The organism is Xylophilus sp. (assembly GCA_009914555.1).
GTDB lineage: Bacteria > Pseudomonadota > Gammaproteobacteria > Burkholderiales > Burkholderiaceae_C > WNDY01.
The window spans coordinates 140,733-156,446 of record WNDY01000002.1 but is presented as its reverse complement, the minus strand read 5'-3'; the positions used below and the strand labels follow the sequence as shown (position 1 = coordinate 156,446).

The 15,714-nt window shown below is 70.5% G+C and carries 14 protein-coding genes; 7 read left to right on the top strand and 7 right to left on the bottom strand.

Going from position 1 to position 15,714, the window contains the following annotated elements; translation table 11 throughout:
• Window positions 1-229: 229 nt before the first annotated feature.
• The 4 genes from flhC to GAK38_RS02480 all read right to left on the bottom strand — a co-directional run bounded on the left by flhC (window position 230) and on the right by GAK38_RS02480 (window position 4,035).
• Complete coding sequence (flhC, locus tag GAK38_RS02495) at window positions 230-784, bottom strand: flagellar transcriptional regulator FlhC (protein WP_325341146.1); 555 nt, start codon at window positions 782-784, stop codon at window positions 230-232.
• 39 nt (window positions 785-823) lie between these two features.
• Entirely contained in the window at window positions 824-1,153 is a 330-nt protein-coding gene (gene flhD / locus GAK38_RS02490) for a flagellar transcriptional regulator FlhD (RefSeq protein WP_325341145.1), read from the bottom strand.
• A gap of 265 nt (window positions 1,154-1,418) precedes the next feature.
• Window positions 1,419-2,330, bottom strand: coding sequence for a sulfurtransferase (locus tag GAK38_RS02485; protein ID WP_325341144.1), 912 nt, complete (start codon window positions 2,328-2,330; stop codon window positions 1,419-1,421).
• A gap of 7 nt (window positions 2,331-2,337) precedes the next feature.
• On the bottom strand, window positions 2,338-4,035 hold the full coding sequence (locus GAK38_RS02480; protein ID WP_325341142.1) for a SulP family inorganic anion transporter: 1,698 nt from the start codon (window positions 4,033-4,035) through the stop codon (window positions 2,338-2,340).
• Between the two features lie 206 nt (window positions 4,036-4,241).
• Here GAK38_RS02480 and GAK38_RS02475 point away from each other — a divergent pair, with 206 nt between their 5' ends.
• From GAK38_RS02475 to GAK38_RS02445, 7 genes are all read left to right on the top strand, one after another.
• Window positions 4,242-4,442, top strand: coding sequence for a CsbD family protein (locus GAK38_RS02475; protein ID WP_325341140.1), 201 nt, complete (start codon window positions 4,242-4,244; stop codon window positions 4,440-4,442).
• Complete coding sequence (locus tag GAK38_RS02470) at window positions 4,442-4,711, top strand: hypothetical protein (RefSeq protein WP_325341138.1); 270 nt, start codon at window positions 4,442-4,444, stop codon at window positions 4,709-4,711. The genes GAK38_RS02475 and GAK38_RS02470 overlap by 1 nt, the downstream gene beginning before the upstream one ends.
• Window positions 4,708-5,250, top strand: coding sequence for a BON domain-containing protein (locus GAK38_RS02465; protein ID WP_325341137.1), 543 nt, complete (start codon window positions 4,708-4,710; stop codon window positions 5,248-5,250). The genes GAK38_RS02470 and GAK38_RS02465 overlap by 4 nt, the downstream gene beginning before the upstream one ends.
• Window positions 5,251-5,286: 36 nt before the next feature.
• A complete protein-coding gene (locus GAK38_RS02460) occupies window positions 5,287-6,240 on the top strand; it encodes a helix-turn-helix transcriptional regulator (protein ID WP_325341136.1) in 954 nt (317 codons plus the stop codon).
• A gap of 73 nt (window positions 6,241-6,313) precedes the next feature.
• Window positions 6,314-7,015: a fumarylacetoacetate hydrolase family protein gene (locus tag GAK38_RS02455; protein WP_325341134.1), complete on the top strand. Its 702-nt coding sequence runs from the start codon at window positions 6,314-6,316 to the stop codon at window positions 7,013-7,015.
• Window positions 7,016-7,165: 150 nt separating this feature from the next.
• Window positions 7,166-11,581, top strand: coding sequence for a response regulator (locus tag GAK38_RS02450; RefSeq protein WP_325341133.1), 4,416 nt, complete (start codon window positions 7,166-7,168; stop codon window positions 11,579-11,581).
• 21 nt (window positions 11,582-11,602) lie between these two features.
• Window positions 11,603-12,730 (top strand): response regulator, encoded by a 1,128-nt coding sequence (locus tag GAK38_RS02445; RefSeq protein WP_325341131.1) that lies wholly within the window; start codon window positions 11,603-11,605, stop codon window positions 12,728-12,730.
• Window positions 12,731-12,833: 103 nt separating this feature from the next.
• Here the strand turns inward: GAK38_RS02445 and GAK38_RS02440 are convergent, their stop codons facing one another.
• From GAK38_RS02440 to GAK38_RS02430, 3 genes are all read right to left on the bottom strand, one after another.
• The gene (locus tag GAK38_RS02440; RefSeq protein WP_325341130.1) at window positions 12,834-13,880 is read right to left on the bottom strand and encodes a succinylglutamate desuccinylase/aspartoacylase family protein; all 1,047 of its coding nucleotides are present in this window, start codon (window positions 13,878-13,880) and stop codon (window positions 12,834-12,836) included.
• Window positions 13,877-14,710 (bottom strand): transporter substrate-binding domain-containing protein, encoded by an 834-nt coding sequence (locus tag GAK38_RS02435; protein ID WP_325341128.1) that lies wholly within the window; start codon window positions 14,708-14,710, stop codon window positions 13,877-13,879. The genes GAK38_RS02440 and GAK38_RS02435 overlap by 4 nt, the downstream gene beginning before the upstream one ends.
• 224 nt (window positions 14,711-14,934) lie before the next feature.
• The gene (locus GAK38_RS02430; RefSeq protein ID WP_325341126.1) at window positions 14,935-15,714 is read right to left on the bottom strand and encodes an amino acid ABC transporter ATP-binding protein; all 780 of its coding nucleotides are present in this window, start codon (window positions 15,712-15,714) and stop codon (window positions 14,935-14,937) included.

Genomic DNA, 15,714 nt, shown 5'->3' with positions numbered 1-15,714 from the left:
TCTGCGCAGGCGTTCATCGTGCTGGTGGTTCTGAGCGGCGTCACAGGAAACGCGACGGCCCGGGTTTTCACGCGGCATGGCTGCGCCTTGCTGCGTCCTGGGGCTTTCGTCCAAGCCCCCGGAGGCGCAACGCGAATCTCAGTGAATCTGCGGCGCCGACTCGGGTCGTCCACAGCCGCGGTGGCGGGCCGCAGACGGTCGCCCATGCGGGCCCGTGAGGCGCGCCGCCTCAGTGCAGCATCAGCGCCCCGGCGCTCTTGCTCTTGCCCGCGCGCGCCGGCGGGTTGCACAGTCCGCAGGTGTAGTGCTTGGCGTTCTCGTACATCTCGGTCACGAAGTGGCCGCCGCAGCGCGAGCAGGGTGTGCGGGTCAGCATGCTGGCCTCGACGAACTTCACCAGGCGCCAGGCGCGCGTGAACGACAGCAGTGGCTCGATGCCTGCGGCCTGCACCTGTTCGTTGTAGAGGCGCCAGGCCTTCGTCAGCAGTTCCACCGTGTCCAGGCTCGCGCCCTTGACCAGGTATTCGTGGATGTTGAGGAACAGCGATGAGTGGATGTTCTCCTGCCAGGTCAGGAACCAGTCGGTCGAGAACGGCAGCTGGCCCTTCGACGGCGACTTGCCGGCGATCTCCTTGTAGAGGCGGATCAGCCGCTCGTAGGACAGCGTGGTCTCCGATTCGAGCACCTGCATGCGGGCGCCCATGCGGATCAGCAGGGCGGCGCGCTCGATCTGGCGCGATTCGTTGAGGACGCTCTTGACGGTGGCGGAGGCGGCTGCGGGCATGGTCGGCTCGTGGTGTGGAACGGGAAGGAGGAACGGAGGTCAGAGCACTTCGCTGACGCGGCTGGCCATCAGGATGCCGGCGTGCAGGCGGTTGGTCGCCTCGTTGCCGACCTTGTTGCCCGGCGTGTGGTTGGTCAGCAGGTTCCAGACCATGTCGTCGTCCACGCGGAAGCGGCACAGCAGGGTGTTGCCCGAGGCCAGCTTGAGGATCTGGGCGGTGGAGAGGGAGCCGAGCAGCTCGGCAGAGTCCTCGCTCAGGCCCAGGCGGTAGACGGCCTCCGCCTTGTCCTGCCGGATCAGGTTCTGTGCAAGCATCAGGTAGGTGAGATTCGCTTCGCGGATCTCGGCAAGCATCTGTTCGCTGGTCATGGCAGGGTCCTTCCTTTTCCGTTCCGTTGCCCGGAAAACGCAGCGCGATCCGGTGAAATGGATTGTGAAGAACCCCCAAAAGGAAATTAAGTCGGGGTTCGGCTGCGCGCGGTGTCTGGTTTTGCGCGGCCGGCCTAGAAATTTGCCTTACACGGCATAGGATGCCAGGGGAAGATGGCCGGCCCCCGCTGGTCGACTTGATGGGGGCCAGTATTGCCCCACAGCGCGTATCCGAAGCGCGCTATGGGCGTATACCCACGCCAGATCATCCTTTGGCCACGGGCCGCCCCGGCACGCTGCACCATTCGCTCCAGCTGCCGGCGAACAGGCCGGCCTGGCCGAGGCCGGCGAGCTCCTGCGCGAGCACGTTCGGCACCGCGCTGACCCCGCTGCCGCACTGGTGGACCACCGTGGCCGGATCACGGCCGGCCAGCAGCGCCTCGAATTCGGCGCGCAGCTGCGCCGCGGGCTTGAAGCGGCCGTCAGGGCCGAGGTTCTCGGTGAACGGGCGGTTCAGCGCGCCGGGGATGTGGCCGGCCACCGGGTCCAGCGGCTCGACCTCGCCGCGAAAGCGCGGGCCGCCGCGCGCGTCCACCACCGTCTGGCCGGCGCCGCCCAGGGCGGCCTCGACCTCGCCTGCGGTGACCAGCCGGCGCAGCGGTGGGCGCAGCTCGAAGTGGGCCTGGAAGTGCGCCGGCTCCGCGCCGCCGCGCACTGCGCCGCCCGCGGCCTGCCAGCCCTGCAAGCCGCCGTCGAGCACGGCCACCGCATCGTGGCCGGCCCACTTGAGCATCCACCAGAGGCGGCCGCAGTAGTTGGCGCCGTTGCGGTCGTAGACCACGGCCTGGCGGTCGTTGGAGAAGCCGATGCTGGAGAGCCATTCGGCGAAGCGCTCGCGGCTCGGCAGCGGGTGGCGGCCACCGGAGGCGGGCTGGTCGGCTCCTTCGTGCGCCACGGCGACCGTGCCATGGGCGCCGGGCGCGCCATGCGGCGCGCTGAGGTCGCGGTCCAGGTGCGCGTAGATGGCGCCGGGGATGTGGGAGTCCAGGTACTGCTGCTCGCCCCATTCGGGGCGGGCGAGGTCGAAGCTCGCGTCGAACACCACAGGCGGCGTGGGGCCGTGGAGCAGCGGCAGCAGTTCCTCGGGCGAAATCAGGGTCGTGTAGGGGGTCGGCATGGGCGCATTATGTTGCGCCGCCTTCTTTCATGGCGTCCAGCCGGGCCAGGGCGCCGAGCGCCTCGATGTCGGTGCGGTACAGGTGCAGCAGCGGGCCGTCGGGCAGCTCGCCGGCGCCGCGCAGCACGGTGTCGACCGGCAGCTTCAGGCCGCTCACGTGCAGGGCGATGCCGCGCTCGTGGAGCAGGGTGCGGATGCGGGCGAAGGCCTCCACGCCGGTCGCGTCGATCCGGTTGATCGGCTGGGCGAACAGGCAGACGTGGGCGGTCCGCGGATGCGCGTCGATGTGGGCCGCCACGTTGCGCTCCAGCGCCGCGGCCGAGGCGAAGTCCAGCTCCGCATCCATGCGCAGCGCGTAGAGGCGCCCGGCCAGCGGCGGCAGCTGCCACAGGTGCCGGTCGCGCAGGCTGCCGTCCGGATGCAGGCCCACCTCGATGATGCGCGGATGCAGCCGCAGGTAGAGGAAGTGCGACAGGCTCATCAGGATGCCCGCGAGCACGCCCCAGTACAGCTGCGGCGAGGTGACCAGCGTGAGTGCGAAGGTCACGGCCCAGGTGGCGGCCTCCACGCGCGAGATGCGCGCGAGCCGCAGCACCTCCGACGGGTTGAACAGGTTGGTCACCGCGGCCACCACCAGCGCGGCCAGCACAGGCTGCGGCACGTAGTACAGCGCGGGCGTGGCCACCAGCAGCACCGCCAGCACCAGCGCCACGGCGAACAGCGTGGCCCAGCCGCTGCGCGCGCCGGCATGCAGGTTCAGCGCCGAGCGCGAGAACGACGCGCTGGTCGGGAAGCTGCCGCTGAAGGCTGCGGCCAGCTTCGACAGGCCCTGGCCGATCAGGTCTTGGTTCTCGTCCCACTGGCGGCCGGCGAGGCGCGTGTCGACCTTGGCGCTGGAGGCCGTCTCCAGGAAGCTCACCAGCGCGATCGCCAGCGCCGGCATCACGAGCGCGCCCAGCAGGTGGCGCGGCAATGCCGGCGGCAGCGACGGCGCGGGCAGCCCGGCCGGCACGGTGCCGACGACGGCGCCGCCGCCCTGGGCGTAGTCCAGCGCCCAGCTGACCACCGCGGCTACCGCCACCGCCGCCATCGCGGCCGGAAAGCGCGGCCGCCAGCGGCGCAGCAGAATGAGCGCCGCCAGTCCGCCTAGGCCGAAGGCCGTGTCCGGCAGGTGGAAGTCCGGATGCGCCAGCAGCGTGTCGAATTCGCCGCGCAGGCCGACCAGCGGCGGCAGCTGCGAGACAAAGATCAGGATCGACGCCGCCTGCGTGAACCCGGCGAGCACTGGTGCCGTGATGATGTTGAGCAGCCAGCCGAAGCGCACGGCGCCCAGCAGCAGCTGCACCGCGCCCGACATCAGCGCCAGCCACACCGCCAGCGCGATCCACTGCGGACTGCCGGGCTGGGCCAGCTCGGCCAGCGAAGCGCCGACCAGGAGGCTGGTCAGCGCCGTCGGCCCCACGCCGAGCCGGTGCGACGAACTCCACAGCACGGCGACCAGCGCCGGCGCCAGGCAGGCGTAGATGCCGGTCACCGCCGGCATGCCGGCCAGCTGCGCATAGGCCAGGCCCTGCGGCACCAGCATCAGGCCGACGGTGATGCCTGCGGTGAGTTCGACGGCGAGCAGCCCGCGCGTGAGCCGCGGCCAGGCGAGGAAGGGAAGCCAGCGCCGCAGCGCAGGCCGGGAGCGCGGAAGGAGGGGCATCGGGATGCGGGGCCGCGTGGGGCGCGCGGCGGGCAGAGGAGAGGCGGTCCAAACTTAGCACAGCGCCGAAGCTTGTCCTACACCTGTTTCAGTGGCGTCCGACCGCTCGGCCGTGGGCTGCGGCCTAGAGTGCCCTGCATGGAAGCGGCGGCCTGCGGCCGCGGTTCCATGCCCCCTCTCCGCAACGAAACCGAAAGGAACGCATCATGGCAAACAAGGACCAGATCGAAGGACGCGCCGAACAGGTCAAGGGCAAGGTCAAGGAAGTGGCCGGCAAAGTCGTCGGCAGCGAGTCCCTGAAGAACGAGGGCCGCGCCAACCAGGCGGCCGGCAAGGTGCAGTCCACCTATGGCGACGTGAAGGAAAACGCCAAGGACAGCATCAAGAAGGCCGCGGACGACCTCTGATGGCCATGCGCCCCGCCGCCCATGCGCGACTGGCGCAGCGGCGCCGCCTGGCGGACGATGCCCGCCGGGCGGTGGCCCGGAGCACCCACCCCAAGCCTGAGGACGACCAAGACGACAACGAGCGCAGCACGCCGGTCAAGGCGCCGCCGCGCGAACCGGCCATCCCCGTGAAGGAGCCGGTGGAGCCCGACAAGGGTGCAGCCCGGCGGCGACCGCCGGCTGACGGTTCCCGCCGCAGCGACCGACGGCATGAGGAGTCACGTACATGACCCGTTACGACAACAACGATGACCCGCTGCGCCGCAGCCACGGCCCGTGCGTTCTGGCCGTGATCGCCGTGGCCGCCGCGGCATTCGGCCTGGCCGGCTGCGACCGCCACGACAACGCGACCGTCGGCCAGAAGGTCGATGCGGCGATCACCCGCACGGAGCAGGCCGCCAGCGACGCCAAGGCGCGCGCCCAGGAAGCGGCAGCGGATGCCAAGGCCCGCACCGAGCAGGCAGCGGCCGACGCCAAGGCCACCTACCAGGAGAACGCGCCGCGCGTGGAGCAGTCCGCCCGCGAGACCAACGACAAGATCGCCGACAAGGTCGACGACATCGCCATCAAGGCCCAGGTGTCCGCCGGCTTGGCCAAAGACCCGGACCTGAGCGCCCTGCGCATCGACGTCGATGCGCACGGCGGCGCGGTCACCCTCGGCGGCCCGGCGCCCAGCGAGCAGGCGCGCGACCGCGCGACCACCATCGCCAGGAGTATCAAGGGGGTGACCTCGGTGGACAACCGGCTGGTGGTGAAGGCCGGATCCTGACTTCGCCATGGCGGGCGCCGCGCGCACAATCGCGCCATGGCCGCCGCCATCCGTTCCCTTTCGTCCGCCGTCCGTACCTATGGCATGTCCGACCGCAGCGACCGGCTGGACTTCTACATCCGCGACCAGGCCGGGCGGCCGGCGCTGACGCTGCCGCACCGGCACGAGTATTTCCAGATCCAGGTCAACCTGGGCGGCGATACCGAGCAGCACATCGGCGGCGCGGTGCGGCCATTTCGCCGCGGCATGCTGGCCTTCATCCTCCCGCAGCGGCTGCACCTGATTCCGCATCCGGACGATGGCCGCTTCGTGGTGCTCAACTTCTCGCAGCATTTCCTGCGCAGCGACCTCGACTGCGATCCGCTGGACCTGGAGGACGTGTCGCTGCGCCAGGTGCCCGAACTGGCGCCGTTCCGCTTCCAGGAATACCTGGACTTCGAGCTGCCGGATGCCGACTTCGCCGACGCGGTCGCGCTGCTGGACCGCATGCGCGAGGCCAACCGCGCGCGCCGCCTGGGTTCGGCCGAATACCTGCGCGGCTGCCTGCTGCAGCTGATCGGCCTGGTCTGCATGCGGCACGCGGCCGCGCTGGAGGAACTGTCGCAGGCCGACGCGCAGAAGACCGGCCGCCGCGATGCGCTGGCCCGGGTGCGCGCCCACGTGGCGCGGCATCTGACCGACCCCGGCCTGTCGCTGGCCGGCGCGGCGGCGGCCGCCTTCCTGTCGCCCAACCACCTGGCGCACCTGCTGCGCAAGGAGACCGGCCGCAGCTTCACCGAGATGGTGCTGGAGCGGCGCATGGCGCTGGCACGCTCGCTGCTCGTCTCAACCCGCAAGCCGGTGGCCGACGTGGCCCGCGCGGCCGGCTTCAACGATGCGGCCTACTTCTCGCGCCGCTTCCAGCGCTTCTTCGGCATGGCGCCGCGCGACTGGCGGGCCGGCAGCGGCAGCGGCCGCGGCGGCGCGGACCCGCGTCCAACAAGCACGTAGGGGCGTCCAAGTCCGGCGGTGCAGTCCGCTTCTAGACTGGAAGGCCATCCAATCCACTGGGGACTTTCCATCCATGACCGCTTCCTACGCCATCGCGCCGCCTGCCGTCGCGTCGCTCGCCATCCAGGGCCAGCCCGAGCGCTTCCCGCTGCGCCGTGTGTTCTGCGTCGGCCGCAACTATGCCGAGCATGCCCGCGAGATGGGCCACGATCCCGACCGCGAGCCGCCGTTCTTCTTCAGCAAGCCGGCCGATGCGGTCGTGCCGGCCGAAGGCACGGTGCCGTATCCGCCGCTCACCTCCGACCTGCACCACGAGATCGAACTGCTGGTGGCCATCGGCAAGGGCGGCGCTGACATCCCGGCCGCGCAGGCGCTGGAGCACGTCTGGGGCTATGGCGTCGGCGTGGACCTGACCCGCCGCGACCTGCAGGCCGCGGCCAAGAAGCAGGGCCGCCCCTGGGATGGGGCCAAGGGCTTCGATGCCTCGGGCCCGAGCGCGCCGCTGGTGCCCGCATCGAAGATCGGCCACCCCTCCAAGGGCCGCATCTGGCTCAGCGTGAATGGCCAGGAGCGCCAGGCCGGCGACCTGGGCGACCTGATCTGGCCGGTGGCCGACGTGATCGCCTACCTGTCGCAGTCGGTCCGGCTGGAGCCGGGCGATCTGATCTTCACTGGCACACCCGCGGGCGTCGGTCCGGTGCAGCCGGGCGACGAGATCCACGGCGGTGTCGAAGGGGTCGCGGAACTGCACTTCCGCCTCGGCGCGAAGCCGTAACCCAACGTCACGCTTCTGCCGTATATTGGCCGCCTGCCGGCGGCGTGGTCGCCGCCGCGCGCCCACTCCCTCGGCTGAACAGGTGCGCATACCCACCGGTGTTTTCCTGACGTCGCCGTCCGAGCCGCCCCGGCCGCGGGGCGCGCGGCGGTGATCTTCGACAGCGCGTTCTACCGACGGCACGGCCGCTGGTCGCGCGGCCTGGCCGTGGTGCTGCTGGCGGCGCTGCTCGCCGCCTGGCTGGCCAACGAATGGCTGGCATCCGAGCGGCTGGAGCTGCGGCGCGAGGACATCGACCGGCAGCTGCGTCTCACCGCCGGCCAGCTGGTGCAGCAGACGGCCGGCAGCGCGGCGATGGGCGCGGTCAGCCTGCTGGGCTTCGGCGAGCCGGTGCTCAAGGACGTGGTCCGCGGCCGGCTGCGGCCCGATGCGCCCGAGGTGCTGTCGCAGCTGTCGATCGCCCGCGCGCGTTTCGGGGCGCAGTCGGCCTATGTGATCGACGGGCGCGGCATCGTCGTGGCCCACCAGACGCCGGGCGCGCGCGCGACCGGCCTGGACGTATCGGCCCGGCCCTATTTCCGGCAGGTCCTGAGCGGCCATGCCAACGTGTACGCGGCCGTCGGGCTGGCGACCGGCGAGCGCAGCCTCTACTATGCCGCGCCCATCTATACGGGCAGCCAGCCGGGCGGCCCGATCATCGGTGCGGTCGCCTTCGAGATGCCGCTGCAGCCGCTGGAGGAGGCAATGGCGCTGGCCGGGCGGCCGACGCTGCTGCTGTCGCCCGAAGGCGTGGTCTTCCTGTCGAGCCGGCCGGAGTGGCTCTATGCCGTCACGCCGCCACTGACCCAGGCGCGCATCGATGCGATCCACCACCTGCGCCAGTTCGGTAGCCATTTCGGCAACGGCGTGGCCTCGGCGCTGCCCTTCGATCCGCAGGCGCGCACCGTCGTCGTGGACGGGCGTCCGTCGATCGTTGCGCAGACCAGCGTGGAGTGGGGCGACCCCGGCGGGCCCTGGCAGCTGGTGGCGCTGGAGGACACGGGCGCGCTCGTGCCCTGGGCCGAGCGGCTGCGGCTGGGCGCGCTGGCCTCCGCGGTGGTGTTCGTCATCGGCCTCCTGGTGCTCGACATCGTGCGCGGCCGCGCGCGCATGGCCGAGACGCTGGAGCGCTTCCGCGTGCTCGGCACCGCGCTGGAGGCCGCCCCGGTGGCGGTCGTGGTGACCGACGTCGAGGGCCGCATCGACTGGGTCAACCCGCAGTTCGAGCGCAACACCGGCTACACGCTGGCCGAGGTGCGAGGCAGCAAGCCGTCCATCGTGGCCAGCGGCCAGACGCCCACCGAGACCTACCACGACATGTGGACCACGCTGCTGCGCGGCCAGCCCTGGCGCGGGCACTTCGTCAACCGGCGGCGCGACAGCAGCATCTACCACGACCAGGTGTCGCTGTCGCCGGTGATCGACGACAAGGGCCGCCGGCTCGGCTATGTCAGCCTGCACGAGGACGTGACGGAAGCCCTCGCCGCCGAGCGCGCGATGCGCGAGGCCAACGAGCGGCTGGAGATCGCCCAGGTGGCCGGGCACATCGGCGTCTTCGACGCCGACCTGGTCTCGCGCGCGGTGGTGCGCTCGCCGCAGCTGTCCAGGCTGTTCGGCTACCAGGACGCTCCGCTGGAGGGCGGCGTGGCCGCATGGCTGCGCCACGTGCATCCGGAGGACCGCGAGCGCGCCGCGGCCTGCATGCGCGAAGCGGCGGCCGATCCGGCGGCCGGCGGCTTCACCGACACCTGGCGCGCCGTGCGGCTCGACGGCGAGGTGCGCTGGTTCCTGACCTCGGCCCGCATCTTCCGCGACGCGCAGGGCGCGGCCCGGCGCGCGGTTGGCGTCATCATCGACATCCATGCGCAGAAGCAGCTGGAGGAGCGGCTGGCCGAGCAGCTCGACTTCCAGAAGGTGCTCATGGACACGGTGCCGGTGCCGCTGTTCTACAAGGACACGGCCGGCCGCTACCTGGGATTCAACCGGGCCTACGAGGACACCTTCGGCGTGCGCGGCGCGGACCTCGTCGGCAGGACGGTGCAGGACCTGCCCTACCTGCCGCCCGCGCTGCGCGACCGGCTCCACCGCGACGCCGACCGCGCCCTGCGCAGCGGCGGCGTGGAGCAGTCGGAGCAGTGCATGGTATTCGCCGACGGCCTGGAGCACGACGTGATGTACTGGGTGCACGGCTTCCGCCGCGGCGACGGATCGCCCGGCGGCGTGATCGGCACCGTGGTCGACATCAGCGACCAGAAGCGCGCCCAGGCCGGGCTGCGGCAGGCCAAGGAGCTGGCCGAGGAGGCCGCGCGGCTCAAGGCCAACTTCCTGGCCAACATGAGCCACGAGATCCGCACGCCGATGAACGCCATCATCGGCATGTCGCACCTGGCGCTGCGCACCGCGCTCGACCCGCGCCAGCGCGACTACGTGACCAAGATCCGCCAGGCCGGCGAGCACCTGCTGGGGCTGATCAACGACATCCTCGACCTCTCCAAGATCGAGGCCGGCAAGCTCGCCGTCGAGCGCGCGCCCTTCGAGCTGGAGCGCCTGCTCGGCGGCGTGGCCGACGTGGTCGCGCACAAGGCCGTGGCCAAGGGACTGGAGCTGGTCTGCGACGTGGCCCCCGCCGTGCCGGCCAACCTCGTCGGCGACGCGCTGCGGCTCGGCCAGATCCTCATCAACTATGCCAACAACGCCGTCAAGTTCACCGACAGCGGCGAGGTCGCCATCGCCGTGCGGCTGGAGGAAGACGGCGGCGACACGGTGCGCGTGCGCTTCGAGGTGCGCGACACCGGCATCGGCATCGCCGCGGCGCAGATGGAGCGGCTGTTCCAGAGCTTCCAGCAGGCCGACACCTCCACCACGCGGCGCTACGGCGGCACCGGCCTGGGCCTGGCCATCAGCAAGAGCCTGGCCGAGCTGATGGGCGGCGAGGTCGGCGTCGAGAGCCTGCCCGGCCAGGGCTCGGTCTTCCACGTCACCGTGCCGCTGGGCCGCGGCGCGCCCGCGCGCGAGCTGCTGCCGCGCCCGGACCTGCGCGGCCTGCCGATCCTCGTGGTGGACGACAACCGCCACGCCGCCGGCGTGCTGGCCGAGATGCTGGCCGCGATGACCTTCCGCGTGCAGCAGGCCTGGAACGGCGCCGACGCGCTCGCTGCCGTGCAGGCCGCGGCAGGGGCCGGCGACGCCTTCCGTGTCATCGTGCTGGACTGGCAGATGCCCGGCGTCGACGGGCTGGAGCTGGCGCGGCAGGTGCGCGCGCTGGCCCTTCCGGTGCAGCCGCAGGTGCTTCTGGTTACCGCCTATGGTCGCGAAGGCGTGCTGCCCCAGACCGACGCCCTGGCGATCGGCGACGTGCTGGTCAAGCCGGTCACGCCGTCGGTGCTGTTCGACACGCTGACGGAGATCCTCGGCGCCGGGCCCGCCGCGGCACCGGCGGCCGCGGAGCCGCCGCCGCGCCCGCCGCCGCTGTCGGCCGTGCGCGGCGCGCGCATCCTGCTGGTGGAGGACAACGACCTGAACCAGCAGGTGGCGCGCGAACTGCTGCGCGATGCCGGCTTCCTCGTGGACGTGGCCGAGAACGGCCGCGAGGCCATCGACTTGGCCGACGAGCATCACTACGACCTGGTGCTGATGGACATGCAGATGCCCGTGATGGACGGCATCGCCGCCACCCGCCACCTGCGGGCCGACGCCCGCCACGCCGGCCTGCCCATCGTCGCGATGACGGCCAACGCCATGCCGGCCGACCGCGACCGCTGCCTGGCCGCCGGCATGGATGACCACCTGCCCAAGCCGATCGACCCCGACCGGCTCTGGGCCGCGCTGGCCCGCTGGATCCGCCCGCGCGCTGGCCTGGGCGCCGTCGACGGCGGCCGCGCCGCGCGGCTCGCCCCGGCGCCGGACAGTGACGAGGGGCTGCTGCCGGACCGGCCCATCCCCGGCCTCGATCTGGTGCTGGGCCTGCGCCGTGCCCTGGGCCGCCCGGCGCTCTATGCGGGCATGCTCGACAAGTTCCTCGCCGGCCAGCGCCATGCGGCGGCGCAGATCCATGCCAGCCTGGCCGCGGGCGACCGGGCCACGGCCGAGCGCCTGGCTCACACGCTGCGCGGCGTGGCCGGAAACATCGGCGCTGGCGCGGTGCAGCAGGCGGCCGAGGCGCTGGAAGGCGCGCTGCGCGCGGCGGCCGACCCGGCCGCGGCGCTGGCCGCGGTCGAGTTGGCCCTGGCGCCGCTGCTGGCCGGGCTGGCGGCCTGGCAGGCGCAGCGCGCGGCGGGCGAAGCGCCGGCGCCGGCGGACGGCGGCGATGCGGCGCCCCAGGCGGTCGTCGCCCGGCTGGCCCGCCTCCTGGCCGAAGCCGATTCGACAGCGGCGGACGTTCTGCAACAGAATGTGAGCCTGTTGCAATCGGCGCTGGGCGCCGACTTTCCGAAGGTGGCGGGGCTGGTGCGCAGTTTCGAGTTCGAACAGGCACTCGAAAGGCTGCGGACGACAGCCGGCAGCCACGGCCAGCGGGAAAACGACTAGAAATACCGGGAGTTCTCTTCGATGGATGCCGCGCCCGTTTCCGATGCCCCCGTCCTCGTCGAGCGGCCGATCGCCACCGTGCTCGTCGTGGACGACACCGCCGACAACCTGGCCCTCATGGGCAGCCTGCTCAAGGACCGCTACCGGGTCAAGGTCGCCAACCAGGGCGAGAAGGCGCTGCGGATCGCCCAGGGCGAGAACCCGCCCGACCTGATCCTGCTCGACATCATGATGCCCGGCATCGACGGCCACGAGGTCTGCCGCCGGCTCAAGGCCGACGCCCGCACGCGCGACATCCCGGTCATCTTCCTGACCGCGCGCAACGAGGAGGAGGACGAGCGCTTCGGCCTGGAACTGGGCGCGGTGGACTACATCACCAAGCCGATCAGCCCGGCCATCCTGCAGGCGCGGGTGCAGACCCACCTGACGCTCAAGGCCAGCGCCGACTTCCTGCGCGACCGCGGCGCCTACCTGGAGCGCGAGGTCGCGCTGCGCACGCTGGAGGTGCAGGCCATCCAGGACGTGACCATCATGGCCCTGACCTCGCTGGCCGAGACGCGCGACAACGAGACCGGCAACCACATCCGCCGCACGCCGCTCTACGTGAAGGCGCTGGCCGAGCGGCTGCGCGGCCACCCGCGCTTCGCCCATGCGCTCAACGACCGCATGATCGACCTGCTCTACAAGTCCGCGCCGCTGCACGACATTGGCAAGATCGGCATTCCCGACGCGATCCTGCTCAAGCCCGGCCCGCTAACGGTGGAGGAGTTCGAGGTCATGAAGACCCACACCACGCTCGGCAGGAAGGCCATCGAGGACGCCGAGCGGCGCCTCGGCATGCGCGTGGGCTTCCTCAGCGTGGCCAAGGAGATCGCCTATAGCCACCAGGAGAAGTGGGATGGCTCGGGCTACCCCGAGGGCCTGGCCGGCGAGGCGATCCCCCCGTCGGCCCGCCTGATGGCACTGGCCGACGTGTACGACGCGCTCATCAGCAAGCGGGTCTACAAGCCCGCCTATCCGCACGAGCAGTCCTGCGCCACCGTGGCCAGGGGCCGCGGCGGCCACTTCGATCCGGACATCGTCGATGCCTTTATGGACCTGGCGGAAGACTTCCGCACCATCGCAACGCTGTACCGCGACGAGCACTGAGAACGTGTCGGCTGCCGCCGCAGGGGCCGCGTCGGAACGCGGGCGTGGACTCCTCCCTGCACGCCGCACCGTCGGGAAGGGTCAGCCGTGCCGTTGCCAAGGCTCAGCGTCCGGCACGCGGCAGGGAGCGCTCGGATGCCAGTTGGAAGATGCAGTCGCCTCTGCGCACGAGCGCCATCGCCCTCTGGCACACGATCTCGCCGTCTCCCGAGGCCAGCACCACGGCGGACTGCCTGCCCGGATCGGCGGGGAAGTGCACCCGCGCCACCTCCTGTCCCTGCCTGACCACGTCGCCCAATGCAGCCAGAGGTTCGTACACGCCGGCGTCCATGGCATAGGTGTAGTGCGTATCGCGATCGATCGTCATCAGGCGTGTGGCTGCCGGCGGCCCTTCGGGCAGCAGCGGCCCTGCCAGCACCTGGATGAACCCCAGAAGGTTGAGCAGCCCCTGTGTGCCCATCTTCACCAGCGCCGGGTCTACGTTGCCGCCGCCGCCCAACTCGGCGAGGAAGCAGATGGCGTTCTGCCTGCGCGCCGCAGCCGTGACGTTGACCGGGTTGGGCTGATAGAGGAACGACTTGGGCATGCCGAAGGCCTGCAACAGCGCCGTGACCCGTTCGCTCTCCTGGACATCGCGCGGCTCCAGCCCCATGGCGTTGCCGCTCTGGTACAGCAGCGAACTGCCGCCGGAATGCAGGTCCACCATGTAGTCCGCACGCGCCAGCAGGGTGTGCTCGATGTAGTGGGCGATGATCTGGCTCGGAGTGCCCAAGGGGTCGCCCGGGTAGAGCCGGTTCAGGTTGCCGTCGTCCAGCGGGGAGGTCCGCATGCCCACCTCCGCCGCCGGTGCGTTGGCCATTGGCAGCAGAATGATCTGGCCGTTTACCATGCCGGGCTCGATGGCACGGATGAGGTTGGACACGATGATCTGCCCTTCGTACTCGTCGCCATGCGTGCCCGCGCTGACGACGATGGTCGGCCCCTGGCCTCGCTTGATGGAAGCCACTGGCAGTGGAAGCCATCCGTAGGCTGACCGATGCACCGAGTTCGGAAGCCGCAGGAAGCCGAGGTGCTTGCCCTGCGCGTCCAGATCGATGTCGGCCTTGATGGGGTTGCGCACTCCGCAGAGGATGTTCTTGTCCGCACTCATTTCCAGGCTTGGCCCTTCTTCATGTTGCCCACCATGTCGTAGTCGGCGGAGACGTACTGGTGTGCCAGCTTCTGGATGGTGCCGTCGGCCAGCATGTCCGCGATGGCCTTGTTCATGGCGGCCAGCAGTGCCGGGGAGTTCTTGGGCACGGCCGCGGCGCCCAGTGAATAAACCAGCGGCTCGCCGACCGGCTTGACCGGCAGGTTGTTGATGCTCTGCATCTTGTGGCCATTGAAGTAGGAGTCGATGACCGAATCGAGCCGGCCATTGACCAGGTCGTTGTAGAGGAAGCCGCCGCCCTCGTAGACGCGCACTTCGGACCGAGGCAGGTTGTTGCGTGCCCAGAGTTCGTTGGAGGTGCCGGCGCTGGCGCCGACGCTCTTGCCGGCCAGGCTGGCGGGCCCCGTGATGTCGGTGTTCCTTGCGTGGACCCAGATGCGGAAGTCCTGCACGGTGTAGGGCTCGGTGAAATCCACCACTCTGGCGCGCTCCGCCGTCCTGGCCATGCTGTTGACCACGACGTCGTACTTGCCTGCCTTCAGGCCTTCGATGAAGTTCTTGAAGCTGTCGGCGACGAACTCGACCCTGGCGATGCCGATGCGGCCGAAGATCTCCCGGGCGATGGCCACGTCGTAGCCGGTGGGCTGGTTGTCCGGACCCAGGAAGCTCCAGGGCGGGCTGGTCTGGGTGTTGGCCACCAGCACACGGCCCCGCTTCTGGATACGGGTCAGCGATTCGTCGGCCTGCGCCCCGGATGGGCCGGTTGTGCCCAGCAGAGCGGCCGGCCATGCGGTGCGCTGGAGGATGTAGAGGAAGAAGCGGCGCTCCATGAAAACTCCCGGTATCAGTTGGATGAGGCATGCGGTGCAGCCGGGTGTCGTGCGACAGCGGCATCCGGGTCTTCCATCAGCCACAGCACGGCCCGTGCGCTCAAGGCGATGGCACCCTTGTGGTCGACATCGCCGGCGGCGGCTGCCTTTCTTGACGCCGGCGCGGGGGGGGCTGCAGGGTGGCGGTTTTCGATGGCTTGGGAATGATCATGCATACCCCTTGCTTAGTCGCCGATGCGGCCGAGGAAACGCCGTGTCCGCTCGCTGGCGTGAGGGCCGAAGAATTCGGCAGGCGTGGTGTCTTCCAGCACATGGCCGTCTTCCATGAAGATCACACGGTCGGCCACGTCGCGGGCGAAGCGGGCTTCATGGGTCACCACCAGCATGGTCATGCCATCGTCTGCCAAGTCGCGCATGACCTTGAGCACATCGTCGCGCAATTCCGGGTCCAGGGCCGAGGTGGGCTCATCGAAGTAGATGACCTCCGGCTCCATGGCCAGTGCCCGGGCGATGGCCACGCGCTGCTTCTGCCCGCCCGAAAGGCGCGAAGGGTAGGCGTCGGCCTTCTGGCCCAGTTCCACCTTGTCGAGCAGAACGCGGCCGCGGGTGCGGGCCTGCTCTTTCGGCATGCCGCGCACCGAGACCAAGCCTTCGATCACGTTCTCCAGTGCCGTCATGTGCGGGAACAGGTTGAAGGATTGGAACACCATGGCGGTGCGCTGCCGGATCGCCTGGATCCTTTTGCGCGCCTCGCGTTCGGGACGGGGCCCCGCGCCGGCTACGGCGATGCCGCAGACCTCGACTGCGCCGCTGTCGGGCATCTCCAGGAAGTTCAGCGAGCGGATAAACGTGGTCTTGCCCGAGCCGGAAGGGCCCATGATGACGACGACTTCGCCCTTGCCGACCTGTAGCGAAACACTCTTGAGCACCGGGTTGCCCGCGAAGCTCTTGGCCAGGCCGTCGACCTTGACGATGGGCTTGTCGTGGGTAGACGCGGAATGCAT

Bases quoted from the DNA above. Each gene is read 5' to 3' on its own strand.
- GAK38_RS02480 (WP_325341142.1), bottom strand. From the start codon at position 4,035: ATGCCCCTCCTTCCGCGCTCCCGGCCTGCGCTGCGGCGCTGGCTTCCC.
- GAK38_RS02465 (WP_325341137.1), top strand. From the start codon at position 4,708: ATGACCCGTTACGACAACAACGATGACCCGCTGCGCCGCAGCCACGGC.
- GAK38_RS02440 (WP_325341130.1), bottom strand. From the start codon at position 13,880: ATGAGTGCGGACAAGAACATCCTCTGCGGAGTGCGCAACCCCATCAAG.
- GAK38_RS02455 (WP_325341134.1), top strand. From the start codon at position 6,314: ATGACCGCTTCCTACGCCATCGCGCCGCCTGCCGTCGCGTCGCTCGCC.
- GAK38_RS02470 (WP_325341138.1), top strand. From the start codon at position 4,442: ATGGCCATGCGCCCCGCCGCCCATGCGCGACTGGCGCAGCGGCGCCGC.
- GAK38_RS02460 (WP_325341136.1), top strand. From the start codon at position 5,287: ATGGCCGCCGCCATCCGTTCCCTTTCGTCCGCCGTCCGTACCTATGGC.
- GAK38_RS02445 (WP_325341131.1), top strand. From the start codon at position 11,603: ATGGATGCCGCGCCCGTTTCCGATGCCCCCGTCCTCGTCGAGCGGCCG.
- GAK38_RS02485 (WP_325341144.1), bottom strand. From the start codon at position 2,330: ATGCCGACCCCCTACACGACCCTGATTTCGCCCGAGGAACTGCTGCCG.
- flhD (WP_325341145.1), bottom strand. From the start codon at position 1,153: ATGACCAGCGAACAGATGCTTGCCGAGATCCGCGAAGCGAATCTCACC.
- flhC (WP_325341146.1), bottom strand. From the start codon at position 784: ATGCCCGCAGCCGCCTCCGCCACCGTCAAGAGCGTCCTCAACGAATCG.
- GAK38_RS02435 (WP_325341128.1), bottom strand. From the start codon at position 14,710: ATGGAGCGCCGCTTCTTCCTCTACATCCTCCAGCGCACCGCATGGCCG.
- GAK38_RS02475 (WP_325341140.1), top strand. From the start codon at position 4,242: ATGGCAAACAAGGACCAGATCGAAGGACGCGCCGAACAGGTCAAGGGC.
- GAK38_RS02430 (WP_325341126.1), bottom strand. From the start codon at position 15,714: ATGCATTCCGCGTCTACCCACGACAAGCCCATCGTCAAGGTCGACGGC.